The organism is Enhydrobacter sp., from assembly GCF_030246845.1.
In the GTDB taxonomy this organism is placed as follows: Bacteria; Pseudomonadota; Alphaproteobacteria; order Reyranellales; family Reyranellaceae; genus Reyranella.
Genome location: NZ_CP126889.1, coordinates 2,635,768 through 2,650,341, shown reverse-complemented (window position 1 = coordinate 2,650,341; position 14,574 = coordinate 2,635,768). Strand labels below are relative to the sequence as shown.

The following is a 14,574-nucleotide window of genomic DNA, read 5'->3' as shown; positions in this document are numbered from 1 at the left end:
CTATGATTCCAACGGCACCACGTCGGCGTCGTTCCAGGCAAGTCCCACCGCATCGCCGGCCGCCCGTGGGCTGCGGTCGCCGGAATGCGTTTCGCGGGCAAGGAACGTGCGACCGCCCGCCGCCACACGATAAAGCGTCGCGCCGCCCAGAAAGTTCGCCGTCTCGACCGTGCCCCTGAGCCGCGCCTGGGCGGCCGGCACCAGCCGGATCTTCTCGGGCCGCAGCGCACCGGGACGGGGACCGTCGTCCAGGAGATTGATCTCGCCGATGAAGTCGGCGACGAAGCGGGTGCGCGGGCGCTCGTAGATCTCGGTCGGCGCGCCGACCTGCTCGACCCTGCCCTTGTTCATGACGGCGATGCGGTCGCTCATCGCGAGCGCCTCTTCCTGGTCGTGCGTCACGAACACCAGCGTGACGCCCAGCCGCCGCTGCAGCTCCTTCAGCTCGAACTGCATCTGCTGACGGAGCTTGCGGTCGAGCGCGCCCAGTGGCTCGTCGCACAGCAGCACGCGCGGCTCGATCACCAGCGCCCGCGCCAGCGCCACGCGCTGCTGCTGACCGCCGGAAAGCTGGCCCGGCCGCCGATCCTCAAGTCCCGTCAACGCGACTTGCGCCAGGGCAGCGGCGACGCGCTTGGCGATCTCGGGCCTGGGCACGTCGCGCATGCGCAGGCCGAAGGCCACGTTCTCCGCGACCGTGCGATGGGGAAAGAGCGCATAGGACTGGAACACCATGCCCATGTCGCGGCGATGCACGGGAACGTCTGTGATGTCCTGGCCGCCGACATGGACACGACCGGTGTCGGGCATCTCGAAGCCCGCGATCATGCGCAGCGACGTGGTCTTGCCGCAGCCCGACGGCCCCAGCAGCGAGAAGAACTCGCCCGCCCTGATGTCGAGTGTGACACCGTCGACGGCAACCACCTTGCCGTCGAAGGTCTTGGTGACGTGTTGGAGCTTGATGGCGGCGGAAGTCATGCACTACACAGTGTCATTCGAGGCCGAAGGCCGAGGGCTCTTAAAGATCCCTCGCTGCGCTCGGGATGACACCCTCGATCAGCCTTTCAGAATCTTCGTCACGCGGGCGTCGATATCGTCCTTGCGGGCGTTGTACCATTTCCAGTCGGGCTGGATCAGGGTCGCGACCTTCGCCGGTGTGGTGAGGAGCTTGGCGTCATACTTGGCCTCGAGCTTCACCTTCTTGTTCGCCGGCGAGTACCAGACACCCTCGGCCAGCAGCTTCTGCACGTCGGGCCGCAGCATGTAGTCGATGTAGGCGAAGGCCAGCTCCTTCACCTTGGAGCCCGGTGTCACGTTCAGCACCTGCTCCAGCGCCATCACGCCCTCGCTCGGGCTGGCGAAGTCCACCGGCTGGTTCTGGCCGTCGTAGCGGTAAACGCCGGAATCGTGGATGACGCCCTCGGTCACCTCGCCCGACAGCAGCATCTTCTCCATCTGGCCGGTGAAATCGACCAGCTTGATGGGCTTGAGCTGCTCCAGCGCCTTGTAGGCGGCGTCGAGATCCTGCAGCCCCTTGCCGTAGACCTTGCCCAGCATCATGAGATGGCACTGGCCGAGGCTGTTCACCGGGATGAGATAGCCGCCGCGGGCGCCGGCGAGCTTGGGATCGGCCAGGTCCTTCCACGACCTGGGCGGCGTGATGCCCTTGTCGGTGCGGTAGCCGAGCCCGATCGCGCTGGTGAAGATCGAGACGCCGACGATCTTGTCGCTCACCGCATAGGGGTAGACATCGGCGACGTTCGGCACCTCCTTGGCCGTGATCCTGTCCATCACCAGCCCGTCGACGACCGCGAGCCACTGCTCGTTGGAGTTGGTGTGCAGCACGTCGTAGAGCGGATCGTTCCTGGGGCTCACCTGCAGCTTGGGCACATAGGGGAAGGCCTGGTCGGCCGACACGGTGCAGCCATGCTCTTTCTCGAAGGCCGGCAGGACCGTGCCCTTCATGATGTCGCCCCACTTGCCGCCCCAGGTGGTGATCTTGAGCGTCTTGGTCTCGGCATGGAGGATCGCGGGCGCGCCGAACGACGCGGCGGCGGCCAGACTGGCGCCGGCCCGCAGCATGGTCCGTCTTGAGACGGGAGGACGTGAGGTCATGGTCGAAATCTCCTGTTTGACGATCAGAGTTTAACGTAGGCCTTGAGGCCGATCAGCCTTTCCAGCGTCAGCACGACGGCAAGCGCCAGCAGGATGGAGACCATCGACGCCGCCGCGATCGCGCCGTCGAGGTCGAATTTCATGTAGTTGAACAGCACCACCGGCAGCGTCTCGCCCTTGGGAACGACGAGGAAGAGCGAGACCGGGAACTGGTCGAACGAGACGATGAAGGCGAACACGCCGCCCGCGAACACGCCTGGCTGGATGAGCGGCAGGGTGACCTCGAAGAAGACGCGGGCTGGGCTCGCTCCCAGCACCGAGGCCGCCTCCTCGATGCGGCGGTCGAAATTGTGCAGGACGGCCAGCGTCGTGCGCAGCACATAGGGCACCGCGATCAGCGTATGGGCCATGATCAGGCCCCAGACCGGGCGGCCGATCCCGGCCAGCAGATAGCTCTGGAACAGCGCCAGGCCGGTCAGGATGGCGGGCAGCATCAAGGGCGACATGAAGAAGGCGGTGAGGAACGCCTGTCCCGGCAGCCGGCCGCGCGCCAGCGCTAGGGCGCAGGCCCCGCCGATCACGACCGACAGCACCAGCACGCAGGCGGCGATCCAGAGCGACAGCCACAACGAGCGCATGAAGTCGCCGGTCTCGAAGAACTTGTCGAACCAGTGCAGGGTGACGCCGACGGGCGGGAAGGAGATGTAGGGCGTCGGGTTGAGCGCGAACACCAGGATGATCGCGATCGGCACCAGCAAGAACGCCAGCAGCAGGAGATTGAGGCCGAGATAGGCCGCCTTGCCGAGATCGAACGGCCGTCTGTTGAGGGCGGCGCTCATGCCAGCCCCTGCTCGCCGGCGAGCCGCGCCAGGATGCGGTTGTAGGCGATCACGATCACGAGCGAGACGCTGAGCAGAACCACGCCCAGCGCGCCGGCGAAACCCGGGTTGAAGCTGGTGCCGACCTGCTGGGCGATCAGCATGGGCAGAGTGAGCACTGCCGTCCCGCCCATCAGAGATGGCGTCACGTAGGCGCTGATCGAGAGCGCGAACACGAGCAGCGAGCCGGCCAGGATGCCCGGCAGGCTGAGCGGCAAGGTGACTTCGACGAAGGCCCGCAGGCGGCCCGCCCCCAGGCTGCGCGCCGCCTGCTCCAGCCGCTCGTCGATGCGGCCGATGACCCCGATCAGGGTGAGCATCATGAACGGCACGTAGATATGGACCAGCGCCACCACCGTGCCGAACTCGTTGTACATCAGCGGCAGGGGTTTATGGATGAGGCCCCAGGCAATCAGCGTCGTGTTGATGACACCCTTGTCCTGCAGGATCGTCATCCAGGCGAAGGTGCGCACGACGATGCCGGTGAGCAGCGGCGTGATCACCGCCATCAGCGCCAGCGCATGGCCGAGCCGGGACTGCATGCGGGCCATCCAGTGCGCCAGCGGATAGCCGATCAGGAGCGAAACCACGGTCGTGACGAGGCCGATGCGCAGCGTCTCCCACAGCGCATCGTGGAAGATGCCGGCCGAATCTACGATAAAGCGCTCGTAATGGCGTGTCGTCATCACGGCGTGGGGGTTGCCGATCGGGTTCGACGAGAAGAACGACATCGCCGCCATGATGGCGAACGGCAGGACGAAGAAGAGCACGAACAGCAGCAGTGCCGGCGCGATCAGCCAGGCGATCGGCGACGGGCGGCGGGAGGCGGCGGAGGGCATGCACCGTCATGGTGGCGCAAGGCGATGCGCCGGTCCATGCCGGTGACCATCGTACGATGTCACCCCGAGCCTAGCGAGGAATGACATGACATTCGATCAGCCCGGGACGAAATAGGGCAGGGTCACGTCCTTGCTCACCGGCTCGAACGCCAGCCGCACGGGTGCGCCGATCTTCAGCGCGCTCTCCGCCATCCCACGCAAGGGTGCATTGATCCGGACGCCGGCCGCCATGTCGACCAGCGCGATGGTGTAGGGCGTCGTCGACTTGAAGAAGAAGTTGAACGGATGATGACAGACGGTCCAGCTATGGATGCGGCCGTCGAGCGGGGCCTGGCGCCATTGGCTCTCCATCGAAAAGCAGTGCGGGCAGACGGGGCGCGGATAGTGCCGCACCTTTCCACATCCGGCGCAGTGCTGGAGCATGAGCCGACCCTCGCGCAGGCCATCCCAGTAGGGCTGGCTGTCGCGCGTCGGCGTCGGCAGCGGCCGTTCAGGCACTGGCGGAGTCGCGGCGGAGACGGTGCTCATGCGGCCCTCCTCAGGATCGCGACCGAGCCGTCGCCCATGTCGCCGTAGCCGGTGACGAGCCCCAGCTCGGCATCCTTCACCTGCGCCTTGCCGGCAGCGTGCCGAAGCTGACGCGTGAGCTCGACCACGTGGTTGAGGCCGACGACATGGCCCTGGCTCAAAAGGCCGCCATGGGTGTTGATCGGCAGCTCGCCGCCCAACGCAATGCGGCCGTCCATCACGAATGGCCCGCCCTCGCCCTTCTTGCAGAAGCCCAGCAGCTCGAGCTGGTTGATGACGGTGAAGGTGAAGCAGTCGTAGATCTCGGCCACGTCGATGTCCTTCGGCCCCACACCGGCCATGCCGAAAGCGCGCGGCGCGGCCTTGGCGAGGCCGAATTCCAGCAGGTCCGGACGCTGGGCGATTGACGCCGGCGACTCGGGATGGCCCTCGGCCACACCCGAGATCGTCACCAGCCGCTGCCGCAGATCGCGCGCCCGATCGCTGGCGCTCACGACCACGGCGGCGCCGCCGTCGCTCTCCAGGCTGCAATCGTAGAGCCGGAACGGATCGGCGATCATGCGCGAGGCGTGATGCTCCTCGACGGTGAGCGGCTTGTTCATCACCACATTGCCGTTCAGGATCGCGTGCCGGCGCGTCACCACGGCGACCTCGGCGAACTGCCGCGTCGTGGTACCGTAGAGTTCCATGTGACGGCGCGCGCCCTGGGCGTAGAGCTGGGCCGGCGCGAACATGCCGATCGGCGCCTCGAACTCGGCCGCCAGCGCGAATTGCGGGAACTGCTGCAGACGCGTGCTGACACGCGCGCCGGAATAGCCTGTGCGGCCCACGGAGATCAGCACGTTCCGGCAGACGCCGGTCGCGACCGCCATCGCCGCCATCTGCAACGCCGCCACGCAGCTGGCGCCGCCCATCGGAACGAATGCCGACACGGCGAGGTCGGGCAGACCGAGATTGGCGATGAAGTCCTCGGCGATGCCGCCGCCGGGAAAATAAGGAACGACGCCGTCGATGTCGCGCGGGCTCAATCCCGCATCGTCGATCGCCTTGAGGCTCGCCTCGAGCTGCAGGGCAAGCCCGCTCTTGGTCGTGCCGCGCGTGTAAGCCGTCTCACCGATGCCGCTGATGGCGGCCTTGTCGCGGAGCGCATGCGCCATGCTCTTATCCTCCGCGGCCATCGTGCCCTTCCCTCGGCGAGACGGGAAGGGCTAAGGTCCGGCCAACGAAAGGGAGATCGATGGCCAACGAAGAGCTGCTTGCATTGTCGGCGGTGGAGCTGCGCCGGCGTATTGGGACGAAGGAAATTTCGCCGGTCGAATTGCTGGAAGCGAGTCTCCGGCGCATCAGGAGAATCAATCCGGCAGTCAATGCGGTGACCGCCATGTGCGTGGAGCGCGCACGCAAGGAAGCGAAGGCAGCCGAGGCGGCGGTGCGTCGCGGCGAGGACCTGCCGCTGCTGCACGGCTTGCCGACGGGCATCAAGGATCTCGAGGAGACCAAGGGTCTTCTCACCACCTACGGCTCGCCGCTCTACCGCGATTTCGTGCCGGCCTGGGACAATGTGATGGTGGCGCGCGTGCGCGCGGCGGGCGCGGTGGTGGTCGGCAAGACCAACGTTCCGGAGTTCGGCGCCGGCGCCAACAGCCGCAACCCTGTCTGGGGCGCGACGGGCAATCCCTTCAATCCGATGCTCAATCCCGGCGGATCGTCGGGCGGCTCGGCGGTGGCACTGGCGACCGACATGCTGCCAGTCTGCACCGGCTCGGACACCGGCGGCTCGCTGCGCATTCCGGCCGCGCTTTGCGGCGTGGTCGGCTTCCGTCCCTCGCCTGGCATGGTCGCGGTCGAGCGCCGCGGCATGGGCTGGACGCCGATCTCGGTGCTGGGACCGATGGGCCGCACGGTGGCCGACACCTGCCTGCTCTACGCGACGCAGATCGGCCAGCACGACACGGATCCGCTGTCCTTCCCGGTCGAGGGCGCCGCCTTCGCCGAGCCGTGGCCGGTCGATCTCGGCAGCCTGCGTGTCGCCTGGACGGAGGACTTCGGCGGCACGCCGGTCGAGAAGGGCATCCGCGCCACGATGCGCGCCAAAATTAAGGCGATGAAGCATCTCTTCCGCCGCGTCGATCGGGTGACGATGGATTTCGGCGAGGCCGACCGCTGCTTCGACGTCATCCGCGCCGTCAACTTCGTCGCGCGCTACCGAGAGGCCTACGAGAAGAACAAGGCGCTGCTCGGCCCCAACATCCGCGCCAACTACGAGATCGGCGCCAAGATGACGCTCGCGGACTTCGCCTGGGCCCATGGCGAGCAGACCAGGATCTTCCGCATGTTCCAGGAGCTCTACAAGGACTACGACCTCGTGCTCGGGCCCACGATCGGCGTGACGCCGTTCCCGTGGAAGCAGCTCTATGTCGAGGAACTGGAAGGCAAGAAGCTGCGCAACTACTACCACTGGCTCGCGCCCACCTACTGGATCACCCTGACGAGCAATCCTGCGGTCTCGCTGCCCTGCGGCACCGACCACAAGAAGATGCCCTTCGGCCTCCAGGTGATCGGCCGCTTCCGCGGCGACGGCGAGGTGCTGGGCGCCGCACACGCGATGGAGCAGGCCTTCAACGGCATTCCGGAGCTTCGGCGCCCGCTGCCCAACCTGAAGAAGCTCGAGAAGTCGGTGCCGGCGCTGAAATCGATCGTCACCCATCCGCCCAAGCGCAACGCCAAGCCGACGCGCGGACCCGCACCGGCCGCTCTCTAGATCGGCGTCGTCGGCGCGGCCCCGCGGCCTTCATCAAACCTTCGTAACGCCGCCGAGCCGCCACCATCGGTTTCGTTATCTCCCTGGAGCCCGAATGCGGGCTGCCCAGGGAGGCGATCATGCGCATGCTCAAGCTGGTCATCGGCGCCGGCCTGCTGATCTCGACGGCCGGCTGCGCCTACTATGGTGGTTACGGCTATCCCAACAGTTACTACTATGGCCGACCAGCCTACTACGGCTATGGATACCGGTCGTCCTACTATGGGTACCGGCCATCCTATTATGGATATGGGCCGTACGGCTACGCCCATCGGTGGCATCATCACCATCACCACCATTACGACTACGGCTTCTGGCAGGATCGGCGATCCGACGGCTAGGCCGAATGCCGGTCGGCAGGACGCGCTGCCTTCAACATAACCCGATTGCGCCGCCCGCCCGCCATTGTCGCCGCCGTAGATGCCTGATGGGAAGGTCTCTCGACAGCGACCCCCGCGGAGGCGACATGGGCAAGGCAATCTGGCTGATCACGGCGGCACTCGGGCTTTCCACGGCGGGCTGCGTCGCGGCCGGCTATCCGACGGGCTACGGCTACAGCAGCCCCGGTTACTACAATGGCTACAGCGGCGGCTACTATTCGAGCAGCTACTACAGCCAGCCCCGCTACTACCGGCCGGCGCCGGTCACCAACTACTATTACACGCCCTACACGCCGCGGCCGCCGGTCGTGACCCGGACGCGCTACGTGCCCGTGCCGGTGGCATCGCCGCCGCGCTACCACGCGCGCGACCGCGATCACGACGGCGTCCCGGATCGCTATGACCGCGACAAGAACGGCGACGGCGTGCCCGACCGCCGGCAGCGCCACTGGTGATGCCCGACCGAGTGCGCGGCTCTGGTCACGTTTGCGATGTGCCGTCCGGCGTTCGCCCCTCGCGAGAGCCACGAAAAGGAAGACTGCACCACTGAGTTCGCCGCCGGCGAAGCCGACCCTCGGGAACGAAACGCGAAGATTGCGCCACGGGAGTGGCGCGCTCCTCCGAACGCTCATCGGAGCGCGCAACTCCAGTTGCGCTCATGCAGTGCCGGCGCATGCGAAGCGGCCGATCGGGAGGACACCCCCTCAACCGCTGTTTCTTGTTAATGGCGCCTCGAGCGGCTCAACGCCGACGTTTCTTCAGCTCGCCGTCGTGCTGGCCCAGCGTCGGCGCGGCGCGACGGACGCCGGTTTTGCTCGCCGACATCTTGATCGGCACACCGAGCGTCTTCTGCCGGCCCGCCCTGGCATGCTCGACCTCGACGACCATGTCGCGGGCCAGCATCTGCGGGTCGGCGAAGACCTCGTCATGGTGCAGCACCGGGCCGGCCGGAATGCCTTCCGCTTCGAGGGCCGTCATCCACTCGGCCGTCGTGCGCTTCGCAAGCTCCGTCTGCAGGATCGCCACGATCGCGTCGTTGTTCCTGACGCGCAGCGCATTGGTCTTGAAGCGCGGATCGTCGGCGAGGTCGGGTTTGCCGATCATCTCGCAAAGCCGGCGGAAGAAGTTCTGCTGTGCCGCACCGATCGTCAGCCAGCCGTCCGCGGTCTGGAACACCTGGTAGGGTGACGAGCCGCGATGACCCTGGCCGAGCTTCTCCGGCCGCTTGCCGGTGGCGAAATAGTTCGCCGCCTCGTAGGCGCCGAGCGACACCGTCGCCTCCAGGAGCGACGTCTCCACCCACTGGCCCTGCCCCGTCTTCTGCCGAGCCTGCAGGGCCGCCAGCACGGCAATCGTGAGATAGAGCCCTGCGCCAACGTCGGAGATGGCGAGCGGAATGCGATAGGGCGGCCCGTCCTTCGGCCCGGTGACCGACATCAGGCCGGACATGGCCTGTATCACGAGGTCGAAGCCACCGCGCCGGGCATAGGGTCCGGTCTGGCCGAAGCCCGAGATCGAGCCCAGCACCAGTCTGGGATTGCGCGCATGCAGCGCCTTCCAGCCGATGCCGAGCTTGTCGATCACGCCCGGCCGGAAATTCTCCAGCATGACGTCGGCCTGGTCGACGAGGCCCCAGAAAATCTCGAGGTCGGCCGCGTCCTTGAGGTCGAGGCGGACGCCGCGCTTGTTGCGGTTCCACAGCATGAAGGGCGCCGATTCGCCCTCGACGAAGGGCGGCGCACCGCGCATCGAATCACCCTGCGGGCTCTCCACCTTGATCACGTCGGCACCGAGATCGCCGAGCTGCATGCCGCAAAAGGGACCCGACAGATGCGTCGTCAGGTCGAGAACCACCAAGCCGTCGAGTGCGCCTGCCATGTCGGCTAATCTAGGCTGGCATGCGCGCGGCCTCCAAATCTTCTCTCGTCACCTTGGGCGATTTCTTCCATTTGGCGGTGCGGCGCTTTCGGGCCGCGCGCCTCGCCTATGGTCACGGTACCACCAACGCGGTCGACGAGGCGGCTTTCCTGGTGCTCGAAGCGCTGCGATTGCCCATCCACGACATCGAACCCTGGCTCGATCTCCGGCCGACCGCGGCGGAGCGGGCGCGGCTTCTCACGCTGATCGATGCGCGCGTGAGCCTGCGCATGCCGGCGCCCTATCTGCTGGGCGCCGCCTATATGCACGGCGTGCGGTTCCAGATCGACCGGCGGTCGCTCATTCCCCGCTCCTTCATCGGCGATCTTCTGGCCCGGTCCGCCCTGCCCATCGCCGATCCGCGCCGCGTGAGGCGTGTGCTCGACCTCTGCACGGGCTCGGGCTGCCTCGCGATCTTGGCGGCGCTGGCCTTCCCGCGCGCCCGCATCGACGCCGTCGACCTTTCCGCCGGAGCGCTGGCGCTGGCCCGGCGCAACGTCGGCAAGCATCGCCTGGCGGACCGCATCGCGCTGCATCGCGGCGACCTTTTCCAGCCGCTGAGCGGCAAGCGTTACGACCTGATCATCAGCAACCCGCCCTATGTCGATGCGGCCGGCATGGCGAGGCTGTCGCCCGAGTACCGGCACGAGCCGCGCATGGCCCTGGTGGCCGGCGACGATGGACTGGACCTGGTGCGCCGCATCCTCGGCCAGGCGAATCGCCACCTGACGAAGAACGGTGGCCTCGTCTGCGAGATCGGACGTGGCCGAGGGGCGCTGGAGCGCGCCTGCCCCCGACTGCCTTTCGTCTGGCTCGACACCGAGCTCAGCCAGGGCGAGGTGTTCTGGATCGCGCGCGCGGATCTCTAGGCGCCGTCGCCCAGGCAGATGCCGAGCGCGCGGGCGGTGCGGATCATGGCGCCGTCGATGTCGAGCGTGCGCGAGCGGCCGACCACCTTCTCCAGCGGCACGTCGATCACGGTGCGGTTCCACCAGGCCACCATGCGGTCGGCCTTGCCGGCGGCCAGGAGATCGACCGCGCGCACGCCGAGCGCCGAGGCAAGCAGGCGGTCCTCGGCGGTCGGCATGGCGCCGCGTTGGACGTGGCCCAGCACGGTGGCGCGCGATTCCGCTCCTGTCGCGGCGGTCAGGCGGTGGGCCAGCCATTCGCCGACGCTCACCTCGGCCGGGATAGTCTCGGCCTTCGGTCGGCCTTCTTCGGAGCTGCCCGCCGCTTCCGCCACGACGACCAGCGCCGATGTGCGGGCCGTGCGCCGCAGGGTGGCGATGTGATCGACGACGACCGGCAGCCGCCAGCGCACCTCGGGGATCAGCACCACGTCGGCGCCGCCGGCGATGCCCGCCGCCAGCGCGATGTGACCGGCATCGCGGCCCATCACCTCCAGCACCATGACACGGTCGTGGCTCGCGCCCGTGGGATGGAGGCGGTCGAGCGCTTCCGTCGCGATCGCCACGGCGGTCGAGTAGCCGACCGCACGCTCGGTCCGGTGCACGTCGTTGTCGATCGTCTTGGGCACGCCGATAAAATGAATGTCGACGGGCTCCAGCAGCCGCCGAAGGATGGCGAGGCTGCCGTCGCCGCCGACGCCGATCAGCCCGTCCAGCTCGAGGCTGCGCAACCCCTCCACCATCTCGCCCGACCTGTCCTTCACGCTGCCGTCCGGCATCGGGAAGGCAAAGGGATTGCCCCAGTTGGTGCTGCCGAGGAACGTCCCGCCCTGGCGGGCAATGGCCGCATCCAGCCGGCTCGGATCGAGTGGGATCGCGCCCACCGGGCGCGACAGCAGGCCGAGCGTGCCGCGCTGGATGCCCACCGTCTGCCAGCCGTAACCGTGATGGGCGCGCAGCGCCACGGCCCGGATGGTGGCGTTCAGGCCGGCGCAGTCGCCGCCGCTCGTGAGAATGCCGATCCGCTTCGTCATGGCGTCCTCCACCCGAACCCCGGCATTCGGCCGCCACCGAATATGACGGACGAAACCGGATAGCGGGCATGTCGGCGCGCCATCACCTTGCGGTCGGCGAAGGAATGTCCGTCGCCCGTTCAACCGGAAGACGCGCACGCCGTGAAACCAGCCGAATTCGCCGCCCGACGCAAGCCGGCCCTCCCCCGCGCCACGGGAAAACCCGACTCGGTGCGCGCCTGGCTGATCGTGGCGGCAGCCTTCGTGGCGGGCTTCGTGGTTTTCGGCGTCACCTACAGTTTCGGCGTCTTTCTCGAGCCCATTGCGGCGGAATTCCAGGTGAGCCACGCAGCCACCTCGGTCCTGTTCTCGATCACCGGCCTCGTCTTCTACCTCTCCGGATCGCTCACCGGCCGTCTGAGCGATCGATTCGGCCCGGCCCCCGTGGTCGGCACGGGCGCCGCCCTGATGGGCGCGAGTCTGGTGCTTGCCAGCCTCCTGCAGCAGCTGTGGATCGGCTACCTCGTCTATGGTCTCGGAGTCGGCCTCGGCGCGGCCTGCGTCTACGTGCCTACTCTCGCGCTGGTCGGCGGATGGTTCGCCAGGCACCGCACCACCGCGCTCGGTCTTGCCGCCGCCGGAACGGGATGCGGCATGCTGATCGTGCCGCTGGCCGCCGCCGCCCTGATCGCCGCCTTCGGCTGGCGCACCGCCTTCATGGTCTTGGGTGTCGGTAGCGCCGGCCTGCTCGCCATCTGCGCCGCCGTGGTGGCGTCGCCGCCGCTGGCAGGGGCGGAGGAACACCGCCCCTTGGGTCGGACGGTCCGCTCGCGCGCGTTCGTCCTGCTCTACGTCTCGTGGGTGCTCGCCACCACGGCGCTGTTCGTGCCCTTCGTGTACCTGCCGGCATTCGCGCTCGAGCGCGGCGTCGGCCCGGTGGCGGCCTCGGCGCTGCTCTCGCTGTTCGGCGGCGTAAGCATTCTCGGCCGCGTCGGCATCGGCGCCCTGGGCAGCAGGATCGGCATCGTGACCCTCTTCAAGATCTCGGTCTTCGCCATGGCCGCGAGCTATGGCTGGTGGCTCGCGGCGACGTCCTACGCGTCGCTGGTCGGATTCACCGTCGTTCTGGGCCTGGCCTACGGAGTCCGTATCGCCCTGATGCCGGGCGTGCTGATCGAGGCCTTCGGGACGCGGGATCTGGGTGCGGTGCTCGGCGCCTTCTTCACCGCCTCGGGCATCGCCGCGGTCATCGGGCCGCCCCTGGCCGGCGCGATCGTCGATCTCTCGGGAGACCATCGATGGGCGATCGCGTTCGCGCTGGCCGCGGGCATGCTGGGCTTCGCGGCGGTGGTGCCCTTGAAGATCGGCCAAAAATTCGATTGACCGGCTCGATCAATCTTGAGCAGCGGACCCCGGCGGCCGCAGGATACGCGCATGAGAGCGCACTATCTCCGGTTCGCGGCCTACAATGCGTGGGCCAACCGGCGGCTCTACGACGCCGCCGCGACACTTTCCGACCGCGAGTACCGCGCCGACAAGGGCGCCTTCTTCAGGTCGATGCACGGCACGCTCAACCACCTGCTGGCGACCGACCGCATCTGGCTGCATCGCTTCACCGGCGAAGGCGATGCGCCGCAACGGCTCGACGCCATCCTGCACGATCGCTTCGATGAATTGCGGCAGGCGCGCGAGGACGAGGACCGCCGGATCGTCGCCTACGTCGAGAGCCTCGACGAGGCGCGGCTCGCCGGCGTCATCCGCTACCGTCGCGTCTCCACGCCGGAGGAATTCGTCCAGCCGCTGATGCCCGCACTCGACCACTGGTTCAACCACCAGACCCATCATCGCGGCCAGGCCCACACGATCCTGACGGCGCTCGGCAAGCCCGCGCCCGAACTCGACCTGCTCTACTTCCAGCGCCTCGGCGCCATCTCTACGGCGTGACCGGAGGGCGACCGCGTTCGGGCGCAATCGGCGCTCGGAACGCCATCCGTGGTCGCTCGGATCGGGACAAGCCGGCGGCATTCGCCCAATCTTCTTCGCGTGGGCCCGAACCAATGACGGCACCGATCCACCGGCCGGCGTCGGGAGAGGACTCGCTACGGAGAGCATCGCCATGTCGAAGAACGAGGCGGCCGTTCGTTCATTCATCGCCGCATGGTCGCGGCTGGACGCAAAGGAACTCGTCACCTTCTTCACGGACGACGGCACCTATCACAACATGATGCTGCCGCCGGTGACCGGCCGAGAAAAACTGCTGCCCTACATCGATCGGTTCGTCTCGGGCTGGTCGGAGACGGCATGGGAAATCGTCAGTCTCCTGTCGCACGACGATATCGTCGTCGCCGAGCGCGTCGACAGGACCCGGATCGGCGACCGCCGCGTGGAGCTTCCCTGCACCGGCGTATTCGAGATGCGGGACGGAAAGATCAACGTGTGGCGCGACTATTTCGACATGGCGACCTACACCCGGGCATTCGGCTGAGGCCGGAGCGTTGCGTGCGGCCGGCCTATTGCGGCTCGAACACCCGGAATATGCCGGTCGCCGTCAGAAGCAGCGTGTCGCCGGCGCACGCTTCGGCATCGAGAAAGGCCGGCGACCTCGTCAGCTTGCGGATCTCCGCCCGGCCCGATACCCATCCTCCGGTCGGAACGCCGGCGACGAACTGCGACGTGAGCGCAACCGTGGCGCACTGTCGGCCCGTGGCGCAGACAACGGCATGGCCGAGGATCGTGTCGACGAGCGTTATGATAGCGGCCCCGTGAAGCACGCCGTTGGGATTGCCATGGCGGGCGTCGCTGCGAAAGCCGTAGACGAAATGCCCTTCCTCGTCACGACGCCAGAAGAACGGCCCCGACAGACCGATGAATCCCTCCGTCTCCAAGAGCGGCTGGTAGCCATCCGGAATGTCAGTCATTCTTCTTTCGCCTCTGGCTGTCGCCGCGGGTGAGCCCGACCGTCCGTCTCCCCTGCCTCGTCATCATTGGTGACATACCCATCAGACAGCAAGAAGCCCCGCACAGCGGGGCCTTTGCTCTGTCCGGCAATGGTGGGCGCACCAGGGCTCGAACCTGGGACCCGCTGATTAAGAGTCAGCTGCTCTACCAACTGAGCTATGCGCCCGTTCGTTCGGGCCATTGCCGCAAGCGGGCGGGCTATAGCAAGGCGGTTCCGGCTTGTCGATAGCCCCGGGCC

16 protein-coding genes and 1 tRNA gene are annotated in these 14,574 nt (G+C 67.4%); 7 read left to right on the top strand and 10 right to left on the bottom strand.

Features of this window, described 5'->3' with window-relative positions; translation table 11 throughout:
- From OJF58_RS13305 to OJF58_RS13280, 6 genes are all read right to left on the bottom strand, one after another.
- Complete coding sequence (locus OJF58_RS13305; protein ID WP_300784989.1) at positions 1-978, bottom strand: ABC transporter ATP-binding protein; 978 nt, start codon at positions 976-978, stop codon at positions 1-3.
- Between the two features lie 78 nt (positions 979-1,056).
- Positions 1,057-2,115 carry an extracellular solute-binding protein gene (locus OJF58_RS13300; RefSeq protein WP_300784987.1) on the bottom strand — a complete coding sequence of 353 codons (1,059 nt, stop codon included), beginning with the start codon at positions 2,113-2,115 and terminating at the stop codon, positions 1,057-1,059.
- Between the two features lie 23 nt (positions 2,116-2,138).
- Positions 2,139-2,954, bottom strand: coding sequence for an ABC transporter permease (locus OJF58_RS13295; RefSeq protein ID WP_300784986.1), 816 nt, complete (start codon positions 2,952-2,954; stop codon positions 2,139-2,141).
- The gene (locus OJF58_RS13290; protein WP_300784983.1) at positions 2,951-3,832 is read right to left on the bottom strand and encodes an ABC transporter permease; all 882 of its coding nucleotides are present in this window, start codon (positions 3,830-3,832) and stop codon (positions 2,951-2,953) included. The genes OJF58_RS13295 and OJF58_RS13290 overlap by 4 nt, the downstream gene beginning before the upstream one ends.
- A 96-nt stretch (positions 3,833-3,928) precedes the next feature.
- Positions 3,929-4,360, bottom strand: coding sequence for a Zn-ribbon domain-containing OB-fold protein (locus OJF58_RS13285; protein WP_300784981.1), 432 nt, complete (start codon positions 4,358-4,360; stop codon positions 3,929-3,931).
- The gene (locus tag OJF58_RS13280) at positions 4,357-5,517 is read right to left on the bottom strand and encodes a thiolase family protein (protein WP_300784979.1); all 1,161 of its coding nucleotides are present in this window, start codon (positions 5,515-5,517) and stop codon (positions 4,357-4,359) included. Before OJF58_RS13280 ends, OJF58_RS13285 begins: the two co-directional genes overlap by 4 nt.
- Positions 5,518-5,597: 80 nt before the next feature.
- On the opposite strand from OJF58_RS13280, the gene OJF58_RS13275 reads away from it, so the two are divergent.
- The 3 genes from OJF58_RS13275 to OJF58_RS13265 all read left to right on the top strand — a co-directional run bounded on the left by OJF58_RS13275 (position 5,598) and on the right by OJF58_RS13265 (position 7,995).
- Complete coding sequence (locus tag OJF58_RS13275) at positions 5,598-7,121, top strand: amidase family protein (protein WP_300784977.1); 1,524 nt, start codon at positions 5,598-5,600, stop codon at positions 7,119-7,121.
- Between the two features lie 119 nt (positions 7,122-7,240).
- Complete coding sequence (locus OJF58_RS13270; protein WP_300784975.1) at positions 7,241-7,501, top strand: hypothetical protein; 261 nt, start codon at positions 7,241-7,243, stop codon at positions 7,499-7,501.
- Positions 7,502-7,626: 125 nt separating this feature from the next.
- Positions 7,627-7,995, top strand: coding sequence for a thrombospondin type 3 repeat-containing protein (locus tag OJF58_RS13265; protein WP_300784973.1), 369 nt, complete (start codon positions 7,627-7,629; stop codon positions 7,993-7,995).
- Between the two features lie 286 nt (positions 7,996-8,281).
- Here OJF58_RS13265 and OJF58_RS13260 read toward each other — a convergent pair whose 3' ends face one another.
- Positions 8,282-9,418, bottom strand: coding sequence for a CoA transferase (locus OJF58_RS13260; protein WP_300784971.1), 1,137 nt, complete (start codon positions 9,416-9,418; stop codon positions 8,282-8,284).
- A 20-nt stretch (positions 9,419-9,438) separates the two neighbouring features.
- Here OJF58_RS13260 and prmB point away from each other — a divergent pair, with 20 nt between their 5' ends.
- Positions 9,439-10,326 (top strand): 50S ribosomal protein L3 N(5)-glutamine methyltransferase, encoded by an 888-nt coding sequence (gene prmB, locus OJF58_RS13255; protein WP_300784968.1) that lies wholly within the window; start codon positions 9,439-9,441, stop codon positions 10,324-10,326.
- On the opposite strand, the gene OJF58_RS13250 is transcribed toward prmB, so the two are convergent.
- Positions 10,323-11,399 (bottom strand): ATP-dependent 6-phosphofructokinase, encoded by a 1,077-nt coding sequence (locus OJF58_RS13250; RefSeq protein WP_300784965.1) that lies wholly within the window; start codon positions 11,397-11,399, stop codon positions 10,323-10,325. The genes prmB and OJF58_RS13250 overlap by 4 nt on opposite strands.
- Positions 11,400-11,540: 141 nt before the next feature.
- On the opposite strand from OJF58_RS13250, the gene OJF58_RS13245 reads away from it, so the two are divergent.
- From OJF58_RS13245 to OJF58_RS13235, 3 genes are all read left to right on the top strand, one after another.
- Complete coding sequence (locus OJF58_RS13245) at positions 11,541-12,761, top strand: MFS transporter (RefSeq protein WP_300784963.1); 1,221 nt, start codon at positions 11,541-11,543, stop codon at positions 12,759-12,761.
- 51 nt (positions 12,762-12,812) lie between these two features.
- A complete protein-coding gene (locus OJF58_RS13240; RefSeq protein ID WP_300784962.1) occupies positions 12,813-13,322 on the top strand; it encodes a DinB family protein in 510 nt (169 codons plus the stop codon).
- A 172-nt stretch (positions 13,323-13,494) separates the two neighbouring features.
- A complete protein-coding gene (locus OJF58_RS13235) occupies positions 13,495-13,863 on the top strand; it encodes a limonene-1,2-epoxide hydrolase family protein (protein WP_300784961.1) in 369 nt (122 codons plus the stop codon).
- Positions 13,864-13,888: 25 nt separating this feature from the next.
- Here OJF58_RS13235 and OJF58_RS13230 read toward each other — a convergent pair whose 3' ends face one another.
- The gene (locus tag OJF58_RS13230) at positions 13,889-14,296 is read right to left on the bottom strand and encodes a PaaI family thioesterase (protein WP_300784959.1); all 408 of its coding nucleotides are present in this window, start codon (positions 14,294-14,296) and stop codon (positions 13,889-13,891) included.
- A 130-nt stretch (positions 14,297-14,426) separates the two neighbouring features.
- Positions 14,427-14,502 (bottom strand) — tRNA-Lys (locus OJF58_RS13225).
- Positions 14,503-14,574 lie beyond the last annotated feature (72 nt).